The organism is Verrucomicrobiia bacterium (assembly GCA_026414565.1).
Taxonomy (GTDB): Bacteria; Verrucomicrobiota; Verrucomicrobiia; order Limisphaerales; family Fontisphaeraceae; genus Fontisphaera.
Window position 1 is genome coordinate 51,972 of the sequence record JAOAIT010000041.1, and the last position, 25,193, is coordinate 77,164.

Annotated in this window: 14 protein-coding genes and 1 pseudogene; 10 read left to right on the forward strand and 5 right to left on the reverse strand. The window is 61.0% G+C overall.

Translation table 11 applies throughout. The annotated features are described in order from the left end of the window. Positions 1-27: 27 nt before the first annotated feature. Complete coding sequence (locus N3J91_09540) at positions 28-2,523, forward strand: glycoside hydrolase family 95 protein (protein MCX8156673.1); 2,496 nt, start codon at positions 28-30, stop codon at positions 2,521-2,523. Positions 2,524-2,546: 23 nt separating this feature from the next. Here N3J91_09540 and N3J91_09545 read toward each other — a convergent pair whose 3' ends face one another. After that, complete coding sequence (locus tag N3J91_09545) at positions 2,547-4,064, reverse strand: sulfatase-like hydrolase/transferase (protein MCX8156674.1); 1,518 nt, start codon at positions 4,062-4,064, stop codon at positions 2,547-2,549. Between the two features lie 381 nt (positions 4,065-4,445). Here N3J91_09545 and N3J91_09550 point away from each other — a divergent pair, with 381 nt between their 5' ends. From N3J91_09550 to N3J91_09565, 4 genes are read left to right on the forward strand one after another with little or no spacing between them, the layout of a single operon-like run. Then, positions 4,446-5,720 (forward strand): adenylosuccinate synthase, encoded by a 1,275-nt coding sequence (locus N3J91_09550; GenBank protein MCX8156675.1) that lies wholly within the window; start codon positions 4,446-4,448, stop codon positions 5,718-5,720. A gap of 18 nt (positions 5,721-5,738) precedes the next feature. After that, positions 5,739-6,485, forward strand: coding sequence for an isoprenyl transferase (locus N3J91_09555; protein MCX8156676.1), 747 nt, complete (start codon positions 5,739-5,741; stop codon positions 6,483-6,485). Positions 6,486-6,540: 55 nt separating this feature from the next. After that, complete coding sequence (gene larE, locus N3J91_09560) at positions 6,541-7,392, forward strand: ATP-dependent sacrificial sulfur transferase LarE (GenBank protein ID MCX8156677.1); 852 nt, start codon at positions 6,541-6,543, stop codon at positions 7,390-7,392. Next, positions 7,389-7,856 (forward strand): tRNA (cytidine(34)-2'-O)-methyltransferase, encoded by a 468-nt coding sequence (locus tag N3J91_09565; GenBank protein MCX8156678.1) that lies wholly within the window; start codon positions 7,389-7,391, stop codon positions 7,854-7,856. The genes larE and N3J91_09565 overlap by 4 nt, the downstream gene beginning before the upstream one ends. Position 7,857: 1 nt before the next feature. Here N3J91_09565 and N3J91_09570 read toward each other — a convergent pair whose 3' ends face one another. Together N3J91_09570 and N3J91_09575 are read right to left on the reverse strand one after the other, a co-directional pair. Next, entirely contained in the window at positions 7,858-8,352 is a 495-nt protein-coding gene (locus N3J91_09570) for a PTS sugar transporter subunit IIA (GenBank protein ID MCX8156679.1), read from the reverse strand. A gap of 52 nt (positions 8,353-8,404) precedes the next feature. Then, positions 8,405-9,442 (reverse strand): glycosyltransferase, encoded by a 1,038-nt coding sequence (locus N3J91_09575; GenBank protein MCX8156680.1) that lies wholly within the window; start codon positions 9,440-9,442, stop codon positions 8,405-8,407. 122 nt (positions 9,443-9,564) lie between these two features. Here N3J91_09575 and N3J91_09580 point away from each other — a divergent pair, with 122 nt between their 5' ends. Together N3J91_09580 and carA are read left to right on the forward strand one after the other, a co-directional pair. Then, the gene (locus tag N3J91_09580) at positions 9,565-12,858 is read left to right on the forward strand and encodes a hypothetical protein (GenBank protein ID MCX8156681.1); all 3,294 of its coding nucleotides are present in this window, start codon (positions 9,565-9,567) and stop codon (positions 12,856-12,858) included. Positions 12,859-12,999: 141 nt separating this feature from the next. Beyond that, positions 13,000-14,160 (forward strand): glutamine-hydrolyzing carbamoyl-phosphate synthase small subunit, encoded by a 1,161-nt coding sequence (gene carA / locus N3J91_09585; GenBank protein MCX8156682.1) that lies wholly within the window; start codon positions 13,000-13,002, stop codon positions 14,158-14,160. 81 nt (positions 14,161-14,241) lie between these two features. On the opposite strand, the pseudogene N3J91_09590 reads toward carA, so the two are convergent. Next, positions 14,242-14,976, reverse strand: a pseudogene (locus N3J91_09590) (SGNH/GDSL hydrolase family protein). A 260-nt stretch (positions 14,977-15,236) separates the two neighbouring features. On the opposite strand from N3J91_09590, the gene N3J91_09595 reads away from it, so the two are divergent. Both N3J91_09595 and N3J91_09600 read left to right on the forward strand, forming a co-directional pair. Beyond that, positions 15,237-16,757, forward strand: a complete 1,521-nt coding sequence (locus N3J91_09595) for an acetylxylan esterase (protein ID MCX8156683.1) — start codon at positions 15,237-15,239, stop codon at positions 16,755-16,757. A 106-nt stretch (positions 16,758-16,863) separates the two neighbouring features. Next, complete coding sequence (locus N3J91_09600) at positions 16,864-18,126, forward strand: right-handed parallel beta-helix repeat-containing protein (GenBank protein MCX8156684.1); 1,263 nt, start codon at positions 16,864-16,866, stop codon at positions 18,124-18,126. Positions 18,127-18,187: 61 nt separating this feature from the next. Here the strand turns inward: N3J91_09600 and N3J91_09605 are convergent, their stop codons facing one another. Continuing rightward, positions 18,188-18,736: a periplasmic heavy metal sensor gene (locus N3J91_09605; GenBank protein MCX8156685.1), complete on the reverse strand. Its 549-nt coding sequence runs from the start codon at positions 18,734-18,736 to the stop codon at positions 18,188-18,190. A gap of 379 nt (positions 18,737-19,115) precedes the next feature. On the opposite strand from N3J91_09605, the gene N3J91_09610 reads away from it, so the two are divergent. Next, on the forward strand, positions 19,116-25,193 hold a 6,078-nt coding region (locus N3J91_09610), incomplete at its 3' end, for a lamin tail domain-containing protein (protein ID MCX8156686.1).

Here is a 25,193-nt window from a genome sequence, read left to right on the forward strand (position 1 = left end):
ACGGTCGGCAGCGCTAAACTCGCCACCATGCAACGAGTACCTGCCTTTAGGTCGAGTATTGCGATCATTCTTTTGTTCCAAGCCGCGGTGTGGACGGGGCGCGGTGCGGCGGCCGCCGAGGACACCCTGTTGTGGTATCGCCAGCCGGCCTCCCGCTGGACGCGGGCCTTGCCGGTCGGCAATGGCAGGCTGGGAGCGATGGTCTTTGGCGGAGTATGGCGTGAGCGGCTGCAATTCAATGAAATCAGTCTATGGTCCGGTGGCCCGGAGGACCCCAACAACCCGGAGGCCTTGAAAGCGCTGCCGGAAATCCGCCGCCTGCTGGCCGAAGGCAAACAAACAGAAGCGGATCGGCTGGGTGTGCAGAAATTGATTTGCGCCGGTAAGGGTTCCGGCCACGGGCGCGGCGCCCGGGTGCCCTATGGTTCCTATCAAACCTTTGGCGATGTGTGGATTGAGTTTGCCGGCGACACCAATCAGGTGCCTTCCGCCTATCGTCGGCAGTTGGATTTGGACACAGGGCTGGCGCGTACCACTTATCAGCTTGGGCACGTGACCTTTACCCGCGAAATCTTTGCCAGTCATCCGGACCAAGCACTGGTCATGCTGTTGGGGGCGGATCAGCAAAACCAGTTGTCTTTCACTGTGGCGTTGCGCCGTTCCGAAATGGCGGTCACCCGCGCGGTTTCCTCCAATGAACTGGTCATGAGCGGTCAGATGTTTGACGGCCGGGCCACCAATGGCATGCAGTTTGCCGCCCGCCTACGGCTCCTCCCTGTCGGTGGCCGTGTGACGGCCGAGGGAGAGCGCTTGCGGGTGGAAGGGGCCACGGAGGTGCTGTTGCTGCTGACCGCGGCCACGGACTATCAAATGGTCTATGGCAACTTTCGCGGACCTGACCCCCTGAAAACCACAGAGAACCAGCTCCAGGCGGCGGCCCGCAAAACCTACGCCGAGCTCCGTGCCGCCCACATTCAGGATCATCAGGCGCTGTTCCGGCGGGTCAGCTTGGACCTCGGGCGCAGTGAGGCCGCCCGGTTGCCGACGGATGAACGGCTGGCCGCCTTCAGTAAGGGAGGCGAAGACCTTGGCTTGGCAGTGCTGTATTTTCAATACGGCCGTTATCTGCTCATGGGCAGCTCGCGGCCCGGCTCGTTACCGGCCAACCTCCAGGGATTATGGGCGGACACAATTCAGACCCCGTGGAATGGCGATTACCACGCCAATATCAATGTCCAGATGAATTACTGGCCGGCGCTGGTGGGCAACCTGGCCGAGTGCCACGTGCCCTTGTTGGATTTTATCCGCTTTCTCAGCGTGCCCGGCGCAAAGACGGCCCGGGTGCATTACGACGCGGCGGGTTGGACCGTGCACACCATTGCCAACCCCTGGGGGTTCACGGCCCCTGGCGAGCATCCGGGGTGGGGTTTGTTTCCGGCAGGGGGGGCCTGGCTGGCCACGCATTTGTGGGAACACTTTGCCTTTACGGGGGATCGCCCCCAGCTCACACGCGACTGGCCCGCCCTGCGTGCCGCCGCCGAGTTTTCGTTGGACTGGCTGGTGCCGCAACCCGAGACGGGCAGGCTGGTGAGCGGACCGGCCAATTCGCCGGAGAATGTGTTTATCACCCCCGACGGCCAGCGCGGCTCGCTGAGCATGGGACCGGCCATGGAGCAGCAGATCATCTGGGAAAACTTTCGCAACGCCCTGGCCGCGGCGCGGGTGCTGGGGGTGAAGGATCAGTTTCCGCGCCGGGTGTCCGAAGCCCAGGCCAAGTTGCTGGGGCCGCAAATCGGCCGTGATGGCCGCCTGTTGGAATGGGCCCGGGAATATGGTGAGGCCGAGCCGCAACACCGGCATGTATCCCATCTATTTGCGCTGCATCCCGGCTCCCAAATCACGGCGGCCACCCCGGAGTGGTGGGCGGCGGCGCGCAAGTCCCTTGAGGCCCGCGGCGACGCCGGCACGGGATGGAGCATGGCGTGGAAGATTAATTTCTGGGCCCGTCTTCATGACGGCGACCGGGCTCATAAACTGCTGCGCAACCTGCTCCGCGTAGTGGACTTTGAAGGCGTGAACATGACGGGGGGCGGCGGTGTCTATGGCAATCTGTTTTGCGCGCATCCGCCCTTTCAAATTGATGGCAATTTTGGCGGCAGCGCGGGCATTGCGGAGATGCTGCTGCAAAGCCACGTGCCTGCCCCCGGTATCACCGGCGTCCATCAGATGCCGGTGTACGAGCTGCATTTGCTGCCGGCCCTGCCCAAAGCCTGGGCCGCGGGCGAGGTCCGCGGTCTGCGCGCGCGCGGCGGTTTTGAGATCAGCCGCATGACCTGGCGGGAGGGGCGGTTGGAGCAGGTGGAAATCCGCAGCCTGCTGGGCAATCCGTGTGTGCTGCGGCTGGCCGGGGCGCCACAGGTGACCACCCGCGACGGGCGTACCCTCCGCGCGGTGCGGCTGGGGACGGTGTGGAGTTTCCCCACCCAGGCGGGGGAGAGTTACGTGATTGCTCCGGCCTTGTAAGTCCCTTTTCTGAGAGCCACGCCTCAATGATCGTTGGGGGACAAATCCGTCACCGGCGGCAGATCGGGGGCGTGTTGGTTCAGCCAGTGGCGGGCCGCATCGGCGGTGCGCACTTCCTCGCGCATGATGGCCAGCAGCAGATGGCGCGTGACCACGGTATTGAAACGGCGATCATACGGCCCACCAGCACAGCGTCCCGGGGCCTTCAGCAGCCAGGGGACCCGTTCATCGAAACGGCCATCATAGCGGTGGGATTCCCGCCAGGCATGGTCGGCCGTGATCACCAGCCATGTGTTCTCCCACTGGCCTTGGTCTTCCAGTGCCGCCCGCAGGCGGCCCAGCATGCGGTCGGTCAATACCAGGTTGTCCCAGTAGCCTTGCACGGTGGAAAACTGCCAGAGCGTGAACGCATCCTTTTCCGGCACGTAAATCCCCGGCTTGTGCGGGGGCGGCAAATGCAAAAAGACCAGGCCCAGTTGCCGGTTGGTGACCATTTGGAGAGCGGCGGCTTCTGCTTGTTGCTGGATGCGAATTTGCAGGCGGCGCTGTTGCAAAGGGGCCACCATGGAGCACCATTGGTTGACCAGCGCGGCGGTAAAGTTGGAGCCGCGCGCCTGCTCGAAGACCGGCGAAGGGAACCATTCGCAAACGCTCACCACGTTGCTGAAGACCCGGCGGTAGGGATGATGCCAGGCGACAATGGCATTGTTGTAACCCAGACGGCGGGCATCTTCAAAAATATTTGGCATCTGGCTCCACCGCCTTATCTCGCCGGTGGCGGCCACCTCCAACTGCAGATCAAATGGAGAGCAGGGGCTGGCTTTGCGCACCAGCTCGCCAGTGGTTAGGGCGGGCATGGAGAGCAATGTGCCGTACGCCGGCGGCCGCGCATGTGTGGCAAACAACGCCTCCGCGCGCAGCCGGTCCAATTCCGGCAGGCACAACCCCGCCGGGCGCTCTTGAAAAACCAGGCGAAAATCCAGCTCGTCAAACACCAGCCAGATTAGGCGTGGTTGGGAGCGTCCTTCAGGAAGCAGGGAGGCCAGTTTGGGGGGGCCTTCGTGCTGGCGCAATTTCAGCACACCGCCCAGGACTAGCAGCAATTTGCCCCCACTTAACAGGCTCAGGGGCAACAAAATAAACAACACGGCGCGCAGAAACCTAGCTGCCCAGGTCCAGCGCCAAAAGACCAGAAAACAACCTGCCGCGCTCCCGGCTAGAAACAGCGGATGTTTGGCCAGACCGATTATGGTGGCGCCGGGAATGTCCAGCACGGAGAGCCGGAAAAAATTGACCGGGATCAGCAGCAAGGCCAGTGAAAACAGCACCCCCACGGGGCGGCTCCAACGCCAGCGTAGGCGGCGCCAGAGTTGCAGGCCCAGAAATGTCACCCCCGCCAGGGCCAGCAGGCTCACCAGCAGCGCCAGCAGGGTGGCCAGATTGACCGGTTGCCGATTGTAATAGCCGAAATCTTCGTCATAGAGGATGGAGAACCAGGCCCGAATCATCAGCAGATTGGCCATGGATACGGACAAGGCCACATCCACGAGCCTTGGCGCAATTCTCTTACGGGAATGCGTGCACTCCTTCGCCCGGCAGCCCTGTGCCGGCAATGACAGCCTGCTCATGATTCCCCACTCTGCAACCAGCTCACCGGCGTGATCCTTGGATGAGGGGCCGGTACATCCAAATGTCACTCGATATTAAGAACTTTGTAATAATTGACGGGAATCTGTTCAAGCGATTTTTGGTTAAAGACCCGCTTTTCCGCCGCGTCCGCCGCGGCCCAGGTCATGCCAACCGCGGCTTGACACCCCTTGGGGGTGCCCCCTAACGTTTGTTTGTAAATGGCGCGGATGTCACCCCGGATTTACACTCCCGGGTCCTTTGCTGCCTGTAGTAACTGGTGATTTAATCATTTTATGGCAACCACCATTCTGGTTGGCGCCCAATGGGGCGATGAGGGAAAAGGCAAAATTATTGATGTGCTGACGGAGTCGGCCGATCTGGTTGTGCGCACTCAGGGCGGCAACAACGCCGGACACACCGTCATCCTGAAGGGCGTCAAATACGTCCTGCACTTGGTGCCCTCGGGCATTTTGCACAAGGGCAAGGTCTGTGTGGTGGGCAATGGGGTGGTGGTGGATCCGGTCAGCTTGTGTGAGGAAATCGACGGCCTGGAAAAGTTGGGCGTGAAAGTTACCCCCCAAAACCTGGCCTTAAGTGAGACCGCCCATGTCGTATTTCCTTACCACCGCGAGCTGGACGCCCAGCGGGAAGTCCGCAAGGGACGCAACAAAATCGGCACCACCAAGCGGGGCATTGGGCCGGCGTATGGGGACAAGGCTGCGCGGGTGGGGTTGCGCCTGCTGGATTTGATTCAGCCGGAGCGCTTTGCCGAGGCCTTAAAAAACCGCATCAAGGAAAACAACGAAGTGCTCAAGGCGTTGGGCGCCAAGCCGTTGTCGTACAAGAAGGTGCTGGCTGACTATCAGGCGGCCGGTGCACGGTTGCAGCCTTTCGTCACCAACACCGTCGTCCTGCTCAATCAGGCCCTGCGGCAAAAGAAGAACATCCTCTTTGAGGGCGCCCAGGGCACATTTCTCGATATTGACCACGGCACCTATCCTTATGTGACCTCCTCCAACACCACCGCCGGCGGAGCCTGCACCGGCTCAGGCGTGCCGCCCAACCGCATGGACCGCGTGGTGGGCGTCATGAAAGCTTATACCACCCGGGTGGGGGAGGGGCCGTTGCCCACGGAAAACGCCGAAATTGCCGACATGCTCCATGCCATGGGACGCGAATTTGGGGCGACGACCGGGCGGCCGCGGCGTTGTGGCTGGTTTGATGCGGTGGCTGTCCGGCATGCCGTCATGGTCAATGGCATTGATGAACTGGCCGTGACCAATATTGACGGTTTGGACACGCTGGAAACCCTCAAGGTCTGTGTGGCCTATCGCGCGGGTGGCCGCCAGTATGATTATGTGCCCAGCGATGCCGCGCTGCTGGCCCAGTGCGAGCCGGTCTATGTGGAGCTGCCGGGCTGGCGGCAGCCAACTTCCACAGTCCAACGGTGGAAGGACCTGCCCGCCAAAGCCCGGGCCTATCTCAAGGCATTGAGCGACTTGACCGGCGCGCCGATCAGCATCGCCTCGGTAGGGCCAGGGCGGGAGCAAACCATTTTCGTCAAGTAACCGTCTCCCTAATTTCCGATGAGTGCCAGTCCGGCATCGGCTCCCCTTTTAAGCCCACAGGCCAAAGCCAATCTGCCGGTACATGTGGCCATCATCATGGATGGCAACGGCCGATGGGCCAAGCAGCGGGGCCTGCCCCGCGTGGAAGGGCATCGGCATGGCGTGGAATCGGTGCGGGCGGTGGTGCGTGCCTGTGGCGAGTTGGGCATCAAATATCTCACCCTCTACGCCTTTTCCGTGGAAAACTGGAACCGGCCCAAGGACGAGGTGGATACCTTGATGAAGTACCTGGCCCGGTTTTTGAAAACAGAAGTCGCCGAGCTGCAACGCAATAATGTGCGGTTGGAGGTGATCGGCCAGGTGTACCGGTTGCCGGAGTTTGTCCAGGATCAGTTGAAAAAGACCCAGGCGGCCCTGGCCAAGAACAACGGATTGACACTCATTCTGGCGTTGAGCTATGGCGGACGCACCGAATTGGTGGAGGCCATGCGCACGATCGCCTCAAAGGTAAAGGCAGGCCAACTGGAGCCGGAAGAAATCAACGAACAGGTGGTGGCGCAACATCTCTATACCCGGCACTATCCCGACCCCGACCTGCTCATCCGCACCAGCGGCGAAATGCGCGTCAGCAACTTTTTGCTCTGGCAGATTTCCTACACCGAGCTGGTGGTCACCCCCACCCTGTGGCCGGATTTTCGCAAACCGCAACTCTACGCCGCTTTGGAGGAATACACCCGCCGGCACCGGCGATTTGGGGGGGTCTGAAACCCCGGCAAGCAACCGGCTCGACATTCGGCCCAAGCAATGCCAAGTTAAGCGTGTGCTGGACGAAAAATACAAGGCTCTGCGCGAGCGTTTGGAGTCCTACGGCTCCTGCCTGGTGGCCTACAGCGGGGGGGTGGATTCGGTGTTTCTAGCCTGGGTGGCACATGACGTTTTGGGAGAGCGTGCGCTGGCCGTAATTGCCGATTCCCCCAGCTTGCCGCGGCGGGAGCTGGCCGAAGCGTTGGAGTTGGGCCGCAAGCATGGCTTCCCCGTCCGGGTAGTGAAAACGGCCGAGTTTAACAATCCGCAATACCTGGCCAATCCCAACAACCGATGTTATTTCTGCAAATTTGAACTCTTCACCGAACTGGCCCCGCTGGCCCGGGCCGAAGGTTATGCCGTCATCGCCTACGGTGAAAACGCCAGTGACATTGGAGATCATCGGCCAGGCGCCCAGGCCGCCAGCGAGTTTCAAGTGCGAGCCCCCTTGAAGGAGGCCGGACTGACCAAGGCCGAGATCCGGCAACTGTCCGCCCGTCTGGGCCTGCCCACGGCCGACAAGCCACAAATGGCCTGCCTCAGCTCACGCATCCCCTACGGCGAACCGGTGACGGTGGAAAAATTGCGCATGATCGAAGAAGCCGAGTATTTATTGCGGGATGCCGGCTTTTACGATGTCCGGGTGCGGCACCATGAATTGAAGAGCGCCGAGGGCGGGGTGCGCCATCTGGCCCGCATTGAAGTCGGCACCGCGGAATTGCCCAAATTCCTGGGCAACGGGCTGGGAGCTCGGATCGCCGCCGGCCTGCGGGCCTTGGGGTATGCCCACGTGACGGTGGATTTGGAAGGTTACCGGCGCGGCAGTGTTAACGAGGCGCTGGTGACCTTCAAGCAGCCCGGCTCATGAACGTTGTTCTGGTTGAACCGGAAATCCCCCCCAATACCGGCAATATCGCCCGCTTATGCGCGGCCACCCGCACCACGTTGCACCTCATTGAGCCGTTTGGTTTTCACTTGGATGATCGGCAGCTCAAACGGGCCGGCATGGATTACTGGCAACATGTCACCTGGCGCCGATGGCCGGACTGGCCCGCTTTTGCGGCATCCCTGCCTGCCTCCGCCCGCCTCTGGTTGATCGAAAGCCGGGGCCAGCGGCACTATGCCGAAGTCACCTTTGGACTGGAGGATTATCTGGTTTTCGGCCGGGAAACCGCCGGTTTGCCCAAGGCGTTGCTGGCACAATACCCTGACCGCTGGCTGCGCATCCCCATGTTTCATCCCCAGGCCCGCTCCTTGAACCTCTCCAATTGTGTGGCCCTGGTGCTATATGAGGCGCTCCGGCAACAGGGTTTTCCCGGCGAGAGCCGCTAGATCAGGGCAACAGGCTTTCCCCCTCACGCACCGCGGCAATGACTTGCTCGGGTCCTGTGGCCTTGAGCAGGGCTTCACGGACGGCGGATTGTCGCAGTACTCTGCTCAAACGCGCCAAAAGATAGAGGTGCTGGCTGGCATTGGCCGCCAACACCAGAAAAAACAGATGCACAGGACGATGATCAATGGCGTGGAAATGGACGCCACCGCTGTGCCTGCCAAAGACCAGCAGGGGCCGGACGGTCAGCTCAGGCGGCACGGTGCGCGAGTGGGGCAGGGCCACCCCATCGCCAATCCCCGTGCTGTACAGAAGTTCCCGCTCGCGCAAGGCCTGGTAGAGACTTTGCGTCAGATGTGTCTTTTCCAGCACGCGCGTTGCCGTCTCTGCCAGTTCCTGCAAGACCGCCTCGCGATCCCCGGCGCGCAGGTGCAGCAAAATGGTGGCGGGTGACAGTAATTCCGCCAGACGTACCGCCTGGGGCGATGAACTTGTCATACGCTTTATTTTTACGGCAAAGCGGGCAGGGTGCAAAGGCCAAAGCAGCCTTTCACGCGGCCATGAGAAAGTCCCGCCCTTCCACAAAACCTCTTTGCCCCAACGCCTCCCGAATCAGTGGGCGCGCACCCCGGTTGCCCACATAACCAATGACAAAGGCTGCTTCGGGGGGTGGCAATTGGTGGGGCAGGATGGTGACATGCGCGGCGCGGCCAGGCTGGCATTTGGCAGGATCCACATCCACATGACCGGCAATGTTCAGCCCCTGTTGCGCCAGCGGAGCGGCGCGTTTGCGGGTCACTCGGCCAGCTCCCCAAATCCACAGGGCACGGCCCTGCAGGAGGCGCTTCACCGCCCGGGCCAGATAAAAAGCCTTCATGGTGTAAAAGGCTTCGGGGGTGTAACGAGGATCCTGGCGCGACAGCCGATGCGGGGAATCATTCCAGATGATAACCCGATGCTTGACTTTGGCCACGGCAACCCCCGCATCCATCCACCGCAGCCAGAGTTCATAGTCCTCGGGGAAGGGGCCGGCGCGATACCCGTCGTAACGATCAATCAGGTTGCGGCGAAACATGACGGACGGATGGGCAAACGGGGATTCAATAAACCGGTTCACATAGATGTCTTCCGGTTTGCTCAGGCTGTTCATCCACTCCACATGCAGGGCATAGCCCCGCTGCGCCGCCGCGTCCCCCCCGTATTCCACCAGGCCGCCCACCAGTCCCAGTTCACTATCCCAATCCAGCATTTCCACCTGCTTTTCCATCCGGTCGGGATAGCAGATGTCATCGGCATCCATGCGGGCTATATAACGGCCGCGGGCCTCTTGCAATCCCGCCTCCAAGGCCGCCACCAGCCCTTCATGGGGACGACGCAGCAGCCGGATGCGGCGATCATTCAAGGCAAGCTGCTGGGTAATAACCGCGGAGTCATCCGTTGACCCATCGTCCACCACCAGCAGTTCCCAGTCGGAGAAGGTCTGCGCGCAAATGCTGCGAATGGCGGTGCGCAGGGTGGCGGCCGCGTTATAGACGGGCAGCAGCACGGTGACCGCCGGCTCGATGAATCTGGCGCGTCCTCGCAGCATCAGACGGGGGCCGACTCTATCCCCGCCCCCCGGTGGGCATCAAGGGGGGATTTATTAACTTTCTTATTGCGAATCACACAAAACGGATTATAGATAGTTACGAAACCCAAAAGCACAGCCTTATGAAAACGCTGCATCGCCGCCGTTATTCCATGTTCCCCAGTTTCCTGGGCCTTGCATTAGCTGCCCTGTTGTTGGTCATAGGGCCAGCTCATGCCGCCAACATCTTGTGGGTGAGTGACAATGGCACTGACAACACCTTTTCCGACCCCGGCAATTACCCTGATGGAGGCTTCATCACTATTCTCCAAAGCGCCGGGCATACCGTGACCCGTTTTAACGGGCCTAATGACCTAAATACACGGCTGACTCCCCAGATTCTGTCACAAATTAATAGTTATGACCTGATTATTCTGGGCCGTGCCGTGGCCAGTGCCGCCTTTCAGAGTCCCCAGGTCATAGATTGGAATGTCAATGTCACCAAGCCGCTGATGACCATCAATGCCTATCTGGTGCGAGCGAACCGTTTGGGGTGGTGCACGGGCAACACCATGTTGGATGATACCCCCACGCCGGTGCGGGCGGTGAACCTGGCCGATCCTCTCATTGGTTACATCTTTAGTGAAGTGGCCATGAATGGCAACGTAACCGCCAATCCTTATGACGAGCCTATCCATCGCAACACCAGCCAGATTCTGGAAGGCCCCGTTAGCGGGGGGCGGGTTCTGGCAGTGGCTGATTTCACCGACCTGGGTGGCGTCGCCCGCAACAACATCCCCGTCATCATGGAATGGCCAGCAGGCACGCCCGTACGCGGGGGGGCGGACATTCTGGGCGGGTATCGCATGTATTTTGCCGCCAGCAGTCGTGAACCTGCCACCGGTGGCGATATTCTTCAACACTGCGTGGAAAATTTGACTGCCACGGGCGAAAGCATGTTTTTGAAAGCCGTGGAAATTGCGGCGAACCGGGGGCAACTGCCATTTGATCCGGCGGCCCCGGTGGGTTTTGCCAACAATTTGCGGGACGTAACCGTACCTGAGGGAACAGTGGTTAATCTGAGTGTGACGGTGACCGGGGCGCCGCCGCGGGCGATTCAGTGGCAGAAATGGGATGGGGTGGGCAGCTTTACCAACATCCCGGGTGCCACCAGCTCGACGCTGGCCCTGGGCACGGTGAATCCCCCGCAGGACGGCCAGCAATTCCGGGTGGTGGCCACCAATCGCAACGGCAGCGCCACCAGCGCCGTGGCCCGGTTGACGGTGATCGTGGACACCAATGCGCCGCAGGTGACCCAGGTTACCGCGGACGTGTCCATGAATCAGGTCTGGCTGTTTTTCTCCGAACCGGTCCAGGCGGCACAGGCCCAAAACCTCAATAATTACGTATTCAACCCGCCGTTGGCGATTCAAAGCGCCACCCTTTCCGCCGATGGCCGCCGGCTGCAGATTGTAACCGAACCACTGACCCAGGGGCAGCGTTACACGGTGATGGTGGTGGAGGGGATCCCGGACCGCTCTTACTATACCAACTGGCTGGCGGGCGGCACGGAATTGAGTTTCTACGGCTGGGTGTCCAGCCGTGGTTTCTTGGCCGCCCAGCGGTATTTCAACCTCACGGGCAACGACATCGCCTCCCTGATCACCTCGCCCAATTATCCCAACTTCTGGGACGAGCTGTTCTATGTCAATTCAGCCCAAACGGTGCAGACCGTCCCCAACCGGGACAACTACGGTGGCCGTTTGATTGGCTGGCTGCGCCCGTTGGAGTCCGGCTTTTTCACCTTCTTCATCCGCGGTGACGACGGCACGGAGCTGCGCCTCGGCTCGACGGCTGATTTCTCCACGCTGAACACGATCGCCCAGCAGGCCAGCGCCAACCAGCCCTTCACTTCCGGGCAGTCGGTGTCCATCTTCCTGGAAGCGGGCCAGCGGTATGCCTTGGAGGCTTTGTGGAAGGAGGGCACGGGAGGCGACTACGTCCAGGTCGCCTGGCAGCCGCCCTCGGGGACGGGGCCGGTGATTATTCCTGCCGAAGCCTTGGAAGTGCTCGCGGATCCTTCTGCGGTGCAGGTGGCCATTACCACCCAGCCACAAGGCCGCACGATTTTGCAGAATCGCACGCATACCTTCACTGTGGCGGCCGCGGTCACACCCACCAACGCCCCGCTGGTGTACACCTGGCAGCGGTGGAACGGTGTGGATGCTTTCACCAATGTGGCCGTGGTCCTGACCAATAGCTACACCACCCGCCTGTTGAGCATGGCGGATGATGGCTCGCAGTGGCGGGTCTTGGTGGCGGCGCCAGGGGTGGTGGCCACCAGCGCAGTCGCGACTGTAACCGTCAGCCAGGATGCCGTCCCGCCCTCCATCGTCAAGGCCATCAACAGCCCGGGCAATCCCACCGCCATCATCGTGGAATTCGATGAATTGGTGAATCGCTCAATCGCCGAGGACCCCGTCTATTATGCCGTCACCAACCTGCTCGACAATTCGCCTGTGCCGGTGAATGACCTCATCCGGCCGGTGCTCTCCGCGGATGGCCGGACCGTGACGCTCTACGTGGTTAGTCCGCTCACCAATGATACCTTTTATGTGGTCACCGCGCAGGCGTTTGACCTGGTGGACAACTACGCCACGGTCAGCGCCCGCATCGAGCGCACGGGCCTCTTAACGCCAGGCGGCCCGCAAAACCTGGTGGTCATGGAGGCGGAGGATTACGATGAGATGATCTCCCGCGTCTGGGAAGGCGTGGAGCGATATTGGATTTTGGTGACCAACCGGGCCGGATACTCCGGACGCGGCGCCATGCGGGCCATGCCCAACACCGAGGGCAACCGTCCCAGTGGCAACGAGGCGACCTCCCTGGATTTCTTTGTCCAGTTCCCCGGCCCCGGCCGCTATTACGTCTGGGTGCGGGGCGGAGCCGAGGGGGGCGCCGATAATTCCATCCATGTGGGTCTGAATAATGTCGTACCTTCCTCCGCCCAGAACGTGCAACAGGGGTATGATTTGGGCATGTCCGGCTGGCACTGGGGCAGTATCAGTGATACCACCGGCGGCCGGGTGTACCTGGATGTACCCAGCGCCGGGGTGCACCGTGTGCAGGTGTACATGCGCGAGGATGGTTTCTATTGCGACAAGATTGTCCTGACCACCGACCTGAATTACAGCCCGGCCAACGTCAATGCCGGCCTGGGGCCGGAGCCGACGGTCAAGCAGGTGAGCTTGCCCGTGTTGCGGCTGCAGGCGGCGCCGGTGACCCAGGGCCTGCAGTTAAGGTGGCCGTTCATTGGCACGCGGCTGGAGCAGGCAGACAATATTACGGGGCCGTGGACGCCCGTGCCCAATGCCACCAGTCCGTTTGTGGCCCCGCTGACCGGCGAGCGCAAGTTCTATCGCGTGGTGCTTCCGTAACTGGCTGCCCTGGCCGGCACTGACCGGTTTGACGCGCCGTGGTTCCTGCCGCGGCGCGTTTTTTGTTTTCTTTGATTTGTCATTCCGGCTTGACGGTGGCACCTTGAGCCTTAGCATCGCGCGCCGGTGCGGGCAACTATCATGAGCGCTATTCTGGCACTGGAAGACGGGACGGTGTTCCACGGCAAGGCTTTTGGGGCGAAAACCTCGGCCTGCGGCGAGGTGTGTTTCAATACCTCGATGACCGGTTACCAGGAAATCCTCACGGATCCTTCCTACAAGGGGCAAATTGTCACCATGACCTACCCCTTGATTGGGAATTATGGCATCAACCGCCAGGACGTGGAATCTTGGCGGCCTCACGTGGCGGGTTTTGTCATCCGTGAACTTTCTCCGGTGGTCAGCAACTGGAGGGCGGACGCCACGCTGGCCGAGTACCTCGAGCAATATGGCATTCCGGGAATCGAAGGCATTGATACCCGGGCCTTGACCAAAAAATTGCGGGTGGTGGGGGCCATGAAGGGCTTTCTCAGCACGGAGGGCAACGTTTCAGACGCCGAGGCCGTGGAGCGCGCGCGTGCCTGGCACGGGATGGTTGGCATGGACTACGTCAAGGATGTCACGCATGCCGAGCCATTCCTTTGGGACGAAAAGGACGAGCAAAGCGCCAGTTTCCGGTTGGTGCAGGGCAGTGACGCTGTCAACCCGCGGGAGGTGCGGGCCCCCTTGCCGCCGGCGGACATCCCGATTGTCGCCTATGACTTCGGGATGAAGTACAACATTCTGCGCCGCCTGCGGCAGCATGGTTTTCGTGTGCAGGTGGTGCCGGCCTACACCCCGGCAGCGGAGGTGCTGAAATACAAGCCTGCGGGTATTTTCCTCTCCAACGGCCCCGGGGACCCGGCGGCCCTGCATTATGCCGTGGCGGCGGTGCGGGAGCTGGTGGAGACCGGCCTGCCCATGTTTGGCATTTGTTTGGGGCACCAGATTCTCGGCCAGGCACTCGGCGGGCGCACCTTCAAACTGAAGTTTGGCCATCGGGGCGGCAATCAGCCGGTGAAGGACCTCGAATCGGGCCGGGTGGAAATTACCTCCCAAAATCATGGTTTTGCCGTGGACCCCGCCTCCTTGCCGCCGGACGTGGTGGTCAACCGCATCAATTTGAACGATCAGACGGTGGAAGGCCTGCGCCACAAACGCAAACCCATCTTCTGCGTGCAGTACCACCCGGAAGCCTCCCCCGGCCCCCACGATTCCATCCCGCTTTTTGCGGAGTTCCGCCAGATGATTGAGCGGCGCTAGGCGTCGGCAACCCAAGGGCAGCGCCCGTTACTGCGCCGCAGGGTTTTGCGGTTGCCACAACTGCAGGCGGACCAGTTCCTCCTTCAACATGGCGGCCCACTTGGTGTAACCGGCGGCGTTGGGATGCAGCAGGTCAGGGAACTCCTCCGGCCGTGCATCGCCTTGGGCGTTGGCAAAGAGGGTATAAGTATCCAGCAGCGTCACCTGCTTGTCTCCTTTCACTGCGGCGGCATACAGTTCATTGATGCGGCGGATTTTATCTGCCGGACGCTTCTTGGTGGCTGAACTGGGAAACACCTGGCACAACAAGATGGGCATTTGGGGGTTGTGCCGTTTCAACTCGGCCAAAATGAGTTTCAGATTGGCCGCGATGGTTTCTGGATCGGCGCCCTCCTCCAAATCGTTCGTGCCAATCAGCAACACTACGGCTTTGGGTTGCAGCGTCAGCACATCTTCTTTCAACCGAATCAAGACGCCGCGCGTGGTATCGCCGCTGATGCCCCGGTTGGCCGCTTTAAGCCCGGGGAAGTGCTTCTTCAATTGATCGCCCCAACCCTGGGTGATGGAATCGCCCAGGAAAACCACGGCATTTTGATCTTGGGCCACTTCCCTGGCCCACATCAGGCGGCGCTGCAGCCAGAGTTTCTTGAACCAGTCATACCGGCGGATGGGGCCGGCTCCCGGCAGTCCTTCATCGGTGGCGGGCAGAGCCAGACGTTGTTCAAGTGCAGCCTGGGACTCAGCCGGCTGGGCCCTCAGCAGCCCTGCCGAACAAAGCCCGCCTGCCGTCAGCGCCATCAGGCCCAACCATCCCATCATTCGCGTAAGCGTCATAACCATTGCCGGTGTTGATTGCATTTGGTGACCATATCCTGCGCCTAGCCGGGCCGTCTGACAAGTCCGGAGCGCAGGAGGCCTCCCTCATACGCAAGATATGGCGTAGCATACCCTCCATGGCCCGCCTTGGTCATGCAACCTTCTTCGGCCCGCAGCGAGTCCCCATTCCTTGGTGGGCCTCATTGCCAACCGGCAAACAAAAGTATGGAAAAACCGCCTGAACGCCGTTAAATGGTTGCATGCACCTCGCCACGCACACTCGCCAGCCGTTGGAGGGACCTTGTGCCTCCTCCCCCCGCAACTCACCGCCCCTGGGCGCAAGCTTGCTTTGGGTATTCTTGGGCGCCAGCCTCCTGCTGCCGTCGTTGCAGGGGCAATCCCCCACGCCGCAGAACTGGACCGCCCAGCAGGATCATCGCCTCATGATGGAGCAACTGGGCATTACCCGGCTGCGTCCGGGGCCTGCCGCCCAGCCCGGCCGCACCAATTCCGCCAACTATGATCCGGCCAAGGCCAATCCCTATCCTGATTTGCCCGACCTGCTGACCCTGAAAAATGGCCAGAAGGTCACCACGCCAGAGCAGTGGTGGAAACTCCGCCGCCCGGAAATCGTGGAGGACTACGAGCGCGAAGTCCTTGGGCGGGTCCCCCGCAACGTGCCCAAGGTGACTTGGCAGGTGGTGTCGCAGGCCACCGATCGAGTGGTGGGCAATCTGCCGGTCCTGGCCAAACGCCTGGTTGGCTGCGTGGACAACTCCTTGTTCACCAACATCCAGGTCGAGATCCAGTTTACTCTGGTCACCCCGCTGGAGGCCACCCAACCGGTGCCGGTGCTGATGATGTTTGGCGGCTTCGGCAGCGGTTTCCCGCGCCGTCCCGGTGAGGCGGCCCCCGGCCCGCCCGGCTTTTTGGGCGGTGGCAATCGGAGCGGCGATCCCCCCTCCACCGAGCAGCTCATCGCCAACGGTTGGGGCTACGCCATTTTGAATCCCAACAGCATTCAAGCCGACAACGGCGCCGGCCTGACCAGAGGCATCATCGGATTGGTGAACCGTGGCCAGCCGCGCCAGCCGGAGGATTGGGGCGCGCTGCGCGCCTGGGCGTGGGGCGCGGCCCGGGCGCTGGACTATCTGGAAACCGATCCCAAGGTGGACGCCAAACGCGTGGGCATCGAGGGCGTGTCGCGCTTTGGCAAGGCGGCCTTGGTGACCCTGGCCTTCGAGCCGCGTTTTGCCGTGGCTTTAGTGGGGTCTTCCGGCAAGGGCGGCGCCACGCTGTTGCGGCGCAACTTTGGCGAGGCCGTGGAAACGCTGGCCAGTTCAGGGGAATACCACTGGATGGCGGGCAACTTCTTGAAGTATGCCGCCGCGGAGGGCCGACACGGCGCCAAAACGCCCGCCGATTTGCCGGTGGATTCGCACATGCTGATCGCCTTGTGCGCCCCGCGCCCGGTGTTCATCAGTTACGGCATTCCCGAGCGGGGGGATGCCCTATGGCTGGATCAACAGGGCAGTTTCATGGCTGCAGTGGCCGCCCAGCCGGTCTTCCGCCTCCTGGGCGCCAGGGACTTGGGGGTCAAGGAAGACTATCGCACGGCACCCATGCCGCCCGTGGGGGTGGGGTTGCTGGAAGGAGAACTGGCCTGGCGCCAGCATGACGGCGGGCATGAAAGCCAGTCCAACATGAAACATTTTCTGGTTTGGGCCAATCGGCTGCTCCGGCACACCCCGCCGGCGCGCAACCAGAAAACGGAGCCTTGACCCCGGCAGATGACCGGCATAATAAAGCCGACACTTTTTGCAGATGAAATTCCACATTAGGGCGCTTGCAGGCGCATGGGTAATGGGGCTTCTGGCCTGGCCCGTCATGGGCGCAGACTTTTATTGCGACCCCCTGAAAGGATCACCCCAGGGCGACGGCAGCGCAGCCAGGCCCTGGCGAACCGTGGAGGAAGTGATCACTTCCCGGAAAATTCAATCCCTGGATGCCCAGGGGAAAACCATCAATCCAGGCGCCCCTGTCAAAGCCGGCGACACCCTCTGGCTGCGCAGCGGCTGGCATGGTACGATTCGCATTCCCACCGGCTACAACAAGGAGTTTATCACCTTTGCCGCGGAGCCTGGACACACCCCCCATTTGGGCTGGGTGGACATTGGCGGCGGCAGCCGCTGGCGCGTGAAAGGCCTGATGATTTCCCCCTCCCTGGCTCCGAACCCCATAGAGAAGCCGCCTCACAGCCTCGTGATGCTGGGCGAACGGGGCCAGGATGACAGCGAGCAACTGGTGGTGGAGGACTGCTTCGTGTTCAGCGTCCTCGACACCGCAAAGTGGTCCGCCAAAGACTGGGTGACCAAACCGCAAAGCGGCATCTGGCTGGGCCGATACGGGCGCAGCCATGTGGCCCGCAACAATTTTGTGCTCAACACCCGCTTTGGCATCAATCTGTGCGCCCCCGATGTCATTTGTGAAGGCAACGTCGTGGCCAATTATTCGGCGGACGGCATCCGGGTAACCCGCGATGGCCAGGTGGTCCGCTATAATGTGGTTAAAAATAACTTTGTGGGCGCGGAAGAAGGCGACGACAACCACGATGACGGCATCCAGGCCTTTTTGTTCAATGTGGGCCGGGGTACCCTCCGCGGTGTCCGCGTCGAAGGCAACGTGATTGTGGCCCGGGAGCGCGATGACCTGCCATACCCCAATCCCTTGCAGGGCATTGGCTTTTTTGACGGGCCGCTGGTCCAATTCGTGGTGGAGTGCAACGTGGTCCTCGTCAATCACTGGCACGGCATCACCCTCGGTGATGCCCAGCAAAGCCTGGTGCGCAGCAACGTGGCCTTCAGCCGCTGGACCATGGAAAAACCACGCCCTTGGATCATGTTGGGCCAGAAACAGCAACTGGCACGCGGCAACACCGCCATGGACAACTGGGCCCATTCCTTCTCTTTCAAAGATGATCCGGAGGTCATAGCCGCGCGCAACCAGCCCGTCACCGAGGCCATTTTGCGCGAAAAGCTGCTGGCGTTGATAAAAGAAATCGAAGCCCAATTCGGGGAGCGCCATCCGGTGGCGGGGCGCAGGCGCCTGGAAATGCCCTGGCTGGAAAAGGGCGGGGCCGCCTCCAATTAAAAGAAAAACCGGCGCGGCCTTGTCTTGGCCGCACCGGTTGAATCCACTTGCGGGGCCGGAATTATTGGCGGTTCTGTCCGCCACCACCGCGTTGCCCGCGGCCACCTTGTCCACCCTGACCGCCAGGAGCCGCACCCGGACCACCTTGCCCGCCGGGGCCGCCTTGACGCATGCCGGGGCCTGCGCCCGGACCGCCCATCATACCGCCGCCCTGGAGCATCATGAAGCTGAAACGGTTTTCGAGCATTTGCTCCTTCTGCTCAGGCTTGAGGGTGGGGTTGATGCTCGCAAAGGCCTTGGCCCGCAGCACCATGATGTCGGCCTGAATCTTGGCCACCGCATCCGCCTTCTCGCGAATCTTCTTTTCATCCTGCTTCTCGGCCAGCACTTCCTTCATCAATTCCCGCTGGGCGGCCTGCAGTTTTTCGTTCAGTTGTTGAACTTCTGTCTGCTGCTTCTGCATCTCCTCCCGCAGGGTGTTACGCTGCTGCTCGTCCAGCCCAAAGCCGCCCCGTCCGCCGCCGCCAGGTTGCGCCTGCAGCGCAGAAGCCAGCATGGACACAGCGCCGGCCAGAGCCAGGGTTGCCGCATATTTCAGTACGTTTTTCATAGGTTGATGATGTTCTGTATCCGGGCCATTTTGCAGGAATCCGGGCTGCCCGCGGCACCGGCTCCTGTGGCCGCCCCCCGGCATCTTCAGATGCCCGGACTTTGGCGGCCAGCACGGTTTGACCATTTAGACGACAGCAGAACACAAGTGGTTACACAGAATTGAGAAAAGCCGGGTTACCCGCCCCTTAAGGGCGGGACATAAACTTGCGCCCCTTCTTCCGTAGAATCAGGCGCGGCTCCGCTTCAGACCTAACTGACAGATCACACCGGTCTTCTTTGCTTCAATCGGCGCACTCAAGGGCGCGAGAGCGGAAAAATCGTTGCAGAAACGTAACATTTATGATTACTTGCAGGGAAATCATTCACCCAAAAAACGTATGTTGCATTCCGGCCTTTGTTCTGTGTTGGGGGGCTTTCTGGTTTTATTGTTCCTTGCCGCTCCCGTTCTAGCTCAAGAACGGATCTTGATCACTGAATTTATGGCGGCCAACCGCTCCACCCTGGCCGATGAGGACGGCGCGTTTTCGGACTGGGTGGAGATTTATAACGCCGGCACCAATGTCGTGAATCTGGAGGGATGGTACCTGACGGATAGCGCCAATGACCTGACCAAGTGGCGCTTTCCGGCCACCAACCTGCCTCCCAATCGGTATCTCATCGTATTTGCCTCCGGCAAGGACCGTCGGGTGCCGGGGCAGCCCCTGCACACCAGTTGGCAGCTCGCCACCAGCGGTGAATTCCTGGGGCTTGTCAAACCGGATGGCACCAACATCGCTTTTGCCTACAGCCCGGCCTTTCCGCGGCAATTCAATGATATTTCCTTTGGCATCAGCACCTTTGCTGACCCCACCCTGCTGGTGGGGACCAATACCCCCGCCCGCGTGCACGTGCCTGCCAGCGACAGCCTGGCATTAAGCTGGACGGAAGTTAACTTCAACGACGCCGGCTGGCTGGCCGGTACCAATGGCATCGGTTACGACGGCAGCCCCAATGAAGCCGGGCAAACCATGCAGCAACCGGTTCATGCCTATGACTTCGACGCCAATAATGCCCAGGACAGCGTGGGCACGTTGCACGGCACCCTGGAGGGTGGCCCCACCTTTGTGGCCGATCGCACGGTGGGACGCGCCTTGAGCTTGAATGGCACCAGTCAGGCGGTGACCTTTCCAAGCTGGGATTTCACTTCCCGTTTTACCCTTGCCTTGTGGATCAAACCGGCCAACCGTTTCAACATTCAAAATGTCGTGGCCAACGTGGCCGGCGGTTATACCACCGCCGGCTTCAAGTTCTTTGTCAACAGCTACAACACCCAGGACGGCCTGTTGGTTTTTGAGCACGGCAACGGCACATCGGGACAGGTGGCCAAATCGCTGGTGGCGGTGGATTTTGATCAGTGGAATCATATCGCCATCGTGGTGGACCGCACGGCCGGCCGCATCTGGTTCTATAAAAACGGGGTGGATGTGACCGACCCCTCCCAGAGCTTTGTGCGCAATGATTTCACCACCTCCGGCGCGTGGTATTTGGGCAAGATGGCCAACAACGTTTACTGGTATGGCGGCCAGATGGACGAATTGTTGATTTACACCAACACCCTTTCCGCCGCGGAAATCGCCAGCCTTTACAATGGCAACGTGGGGGTGCCCTATCGCCCCTTAATCAAAACCGATGTGCTGAATCTGATGTCCAACATCAATTCCTCCGTGTACATCCGGCTGCCGTTTGTCATGGAGGACCCGGGCGCGGTGGATGCCCTGACCTTGCGCATGAAATATGATGACGGTTTTGTGGCTTATCTCAACGGTGTCGAAGTGGCCCGCCGCAACGCCCCCAGCCCGGCCCTGGCGGGCGAAGTGGCCAATTTCGTGAACGATTTCTCAGGCCAGCAGGGGGCGAACAACTGGTACTATGGCCTGTATAATGCGACCACCGACGCCAACCAGCGTTATGACACAGGCGACTTTCAGCCGTTTGCCACTACCTACTGGACAGGCTCTTCGTGGGACTTGACCCCCTCCGGCGCGCCGTGGACTCAAGTTAGCCCCGGGACCACCCATCCCAATGGCAGCAACAGCGGCAACGTGCATTGGGCCATCTCCCGCTGGGTGAGTGAAGCCAACGGTGCCGTCATGGTCAGCATCACCTTGCGCAAACAAAATACCGGTGGCGGCAACGGCGTGACGGGCAAATTGTTTGTCAACGGCGTCGAGCGTTTCACCCGCACCATTGCCGGCACCGATGGCGTGGGGATCACCACCAACCTGCTCATCGAAGGAGTCAATGTGGGAGATTTGTTTGACTTTGCCCTGACGCCCCGCGGCACCGACAACGCCGACACGGATAGCTACGACGGCTCCATTTTCACGTTCACCATCACGCAGTTGCCGGGGCAGGATCTGACCTGGAATTCCCGCGCCACCGGCCTGCATCCAGATGACCTGGCCCTGCAGTACGAATCCTTTGATATTACCTCCCTCCGCGGGGCCTTGCAGGCCGGCACCAACGTCCTGGCCATCCACGGCCTTAATGTGGCCTCCAATAATGTGGACTTTCTCATCCTGCCGGAGTTGAGTTATCGCACGCGTTTGTTCACCGCGGATCGGCTGCGTTACTTTCTGCAACCCACCCCGGGCGCCCTCAACGCATTTGGCACCGCAGCGCTGGGCGCGCGCATCACGGACGTGCGGCACGCCCCCGCCGAGCAACAGCCCGGACAGCCCCTGACGGTAACCGCCAAGGTTACGCCCACCTTCGATGCCATCCAATCGGTGACCCTCTATTATCGCATCATGTTTGGCCCCAATGTCCCCGTGCCCATGCGGGATGACGGCACGGGCGGCGATGCCGTGGCGGGGGACGGCGTCTTTACCGGGCGCATTCCTGGCGGGCTGGCGGCCCCCGGCCAGATGATCCGTTATTATGTCCAGGTGCAGGATGCCAGCGGGGTGCCTTCCCGATGGCCTTTGTATGAAGACCCGGTGAATTCCCCCCAGTATTTGGGCACCATTGTTGCCACCAACATCACCACCCCGCTGCCGGTGTTGCATTGGTTCATTGAAAACCACACCGCGGCAGGCACCAGCGCGGGCGCCAAGGGCGCCCTGTACTATTTGGGCGAGTTCTACGACAACCTGACTTTCAATCTGCACGGCCAAAGCAGCGCGGGATTCCCCAAGAAAAGTTATGATGTGGATTTCAACCCCGGCCACGGTTTCCTCTGGGCCCCGGGCCAGGAGCGGGTGGATGACATCAATCTCATGACCACCTACCCCGACAAGGCGCACATGCGCAACATCCTGGCCTACGAGACCTATCGTGACGCCGGCTCCCCCTATCACTTCACCATCCCCGTGCGGGTGCAAACCAATGGCGGCTTTTTTGGCGATTATCATCTGATGGAAAACGGCGATGCCGGCTACCTCAAACGCAACGGCCTGGACCCCCGCGGCGCCATGTACAAAATGTACAATACCTTCAGCTCCCTGACCGATACCACCATCGGCATCAACGGCAACTACGCCGAAAAGAAAACGCGCAAAAACGAAGGCAATGCGGATCTGGTGGAATTCCTCAACGGCGCCGTGCTGCAAGGGGGCAATGCCCGCGTGGCCTGGATCATGGATAACGTGAACCTGCCGGCGGTCATCAATTTCCTGGCGGCGCGCGTCGTGACGGCAGACCGGGATTGCTGCCATAAAAATTACTACTTCTACCGCGACACCGAGGGCTCCGGCCAATGGGCCATGTTTGCGTGGGACGTGGATTTGAGCTTCGGCCGCTCCTGGACCAACACCTGGACTTACTGGGATGACCGCGTTACGTGGGACAACCCACTGTTCAGCGGCAGCAACAACGGCTTCGTCAATGCCCTCTTTAACATCCCGCAAACCCGGCAGATGTACTTGCGCCGCATCAAACAGCTTCATTTTCAGTTGATGCAGTCTTCTTCCACGCCACGGCACCTGCTGCGTTACGAGAAACGGGTGGATGAACTGACCGCCTTGCTGGCGCCCGATGCCGCGCTCGATCTCGCCAAATGGGGCACTTGGGGGCAGGGCCAGGCCTCCAGTACCTGTTGCGTCATGACCCAACCTGAGGCGGCCGACATCATTAAGAACAACTTCCTCGTCAACCGTCGCCTCTTCATCGAACAAAATGCCTATGTGGGCTACTCGGGGGAAATGCCGGCCCAATCCCCCAATGCCGTGATTCAGTTCTTTGATGGGGACCCCACTCCGCTCAGCGGCAATCAGGCCCAGGAGTACCTCTGTTTCACCAATCCACAGCCCTATGCGCTGGACGTTTCCGGCTGGCGCCTGCGCGGCGGCGTTCAATTCACGTTTGAACCAGGCACGGTGATCCCGGCCAACAGCGTCCTGTACGTGGCCAAAGACCTCAACGCCTTCCGCACGCGCACGGTCGGGCCGCGGGGCGGCCAGATGCTGTTCGTGCGCGGCAACTATTCCGGCCAGTTGTCCGCCTGGGGCGAGAACCTGGAGGTGGTGGACGACACCGGCCGGCTGGTGGCCGTGACCAACATTCCCCCCAATCCCAGCCCCGCCCAGCAATTCCTTCGTGTCACCGAAATCATGTATCGTCCCTCCCCGTGGCCGGGCAGCAACCTGGACTCCGATGAATACGAGTATATCGAGCTCGCCAACGTCAGCTCCAACCTCACCTTAAACCTCCTCGGCGTGCATTTTGCCGAAGGCATCCAGTTCAATTTTACCGGTGCCACCATCACCAACCTGCCACCTGGCGGCCGGTTGCTGCTGGTCAAAAACGCCGCCGCCTTTGCCGCCCGTTATGGGGCGGGGCTGCCGGTGGCCGGAGTTTATACCGGCAATCTGAACAACGGGGGCGAAACCCTGCGCCTCAATGACGCCCGAGGCGAAAAAATCCTCGAATTCGCCTACGACAACCGCTGGTATCCTGTGACGGACGGCTTTGGCTTTGCCTTGACCGTGGTGGATGAACTGGCCCCATGGACCGTCTGGAGCCAGCGCGAGCAGTGGCGGCCCACCGGCCGACTTGATGGGTCACCCGGCGGCGCGGAATTGACGGCCCCTCCCATTTTGCCGGTCTATGTCAACGAGGTCCTCAGCCGTCCCCTGCCGGGAGGCTTGGATGCCGTGGAGCTTTTCAATCCCAACCCCGTGCCGGTGAACGTCAGCGGGTGGTTCATCACGGATGATTTCCGTACCCCGCAGAAGTTTCGCATTCCCGAGGGCACCATCCTTTCGCCCCAGGGATTCAAGGTTTTCACCGAAACCGATTTTCAATCCTCTCCCAACCCCGCTCAGCGCTTTGCCTTTGGGGCCAAGGGGGATGAAGTTTATCTCTTCTCGGCCGATCTCCAGGGCCGGCTGACTGGTTATTATCACGGTTTCGATTTTGGTGGCGCCTCCCGGGGCATCAGCTTTGGCCGCCACGTCATCAGCACCGGGGCAGATCATTTTGTGGCGCAACCCGCCGTGACCTTGGGCACCAACAACGCCGGACCCGCCGTCGGCCCCGTGGTCATCTCCGAAGTCATGTATCATCCCCAAGACTTGTCCTTCTACGGCTATTTCTACAACAACCAGTCCCACGAATTCGTGGAACTCCACAATATCAGCAGTAATTCGGTGGACCTGGGAGCGCCCGGTGCTGCCTATCGTTTGCGTGACGGCGTCTCCTTTGCCTTCGCTCCCGGCACGGTTGTGCCGCCGGGCGGGCGGTTGCTGGTGGTGAACTTTGATCCCGTTTCCCAGCCGGCCTTGTTGCAGGATTTTCGCGCCCGCTACCAGCTCGCCACCCAGGTGCCGGTGGTGGGGCCTTACGGTGGGGACTTGAGCAACGCAGGGGAAAGTCTCGAACTGGTCAGGGATGAGGTGTTTGAGGACAACACCACCGACCCCATCCTGGTGGACAAAGTGCGCTATGACGACGGAGAAGAATGGCCCTGCGGCGCCGATGGCACGGGACTTTCCTTGCAGCGTTTGAACAGTCTGGCCTATGGCAATGATCCGCTCAACTGGGTGGCGGCCTTGCCCACGCCCGGAGCAGCCACCGTGCCCCAACCTGCCGGTGTCCCCTCCATCACGGCGCATCCCCAAGCCACCGCAGTGCCGACCAATGGGTTAATCCGGCTTTCCGTTGAAACTTGCTCCACCCACGGTCTCACTTACCAATGGCTGCGCAACGGCGAACCCATACCCGGGGCTAATCAGCCCATCTACACCAAGGCTGGCGCCACTTTGGATGATGCCGGTTACTACGCTGTGGTGATTACCGGCCCTTACGCCAGCGTGACCAGCCAGGTGGCCTGGCTTTCGGTGCAGGTGCCGCCGCGGATTGTGGAGCAGCCGGCGAGTCAGACGGTGTTGGCGTTTGGGGAGGCGGTGTTGCGGGTGGGGGTGGAGCCGACGCCGCCGTACTGGGTGCAGTGGCGGTTTAACGGGGCGAACTATTTT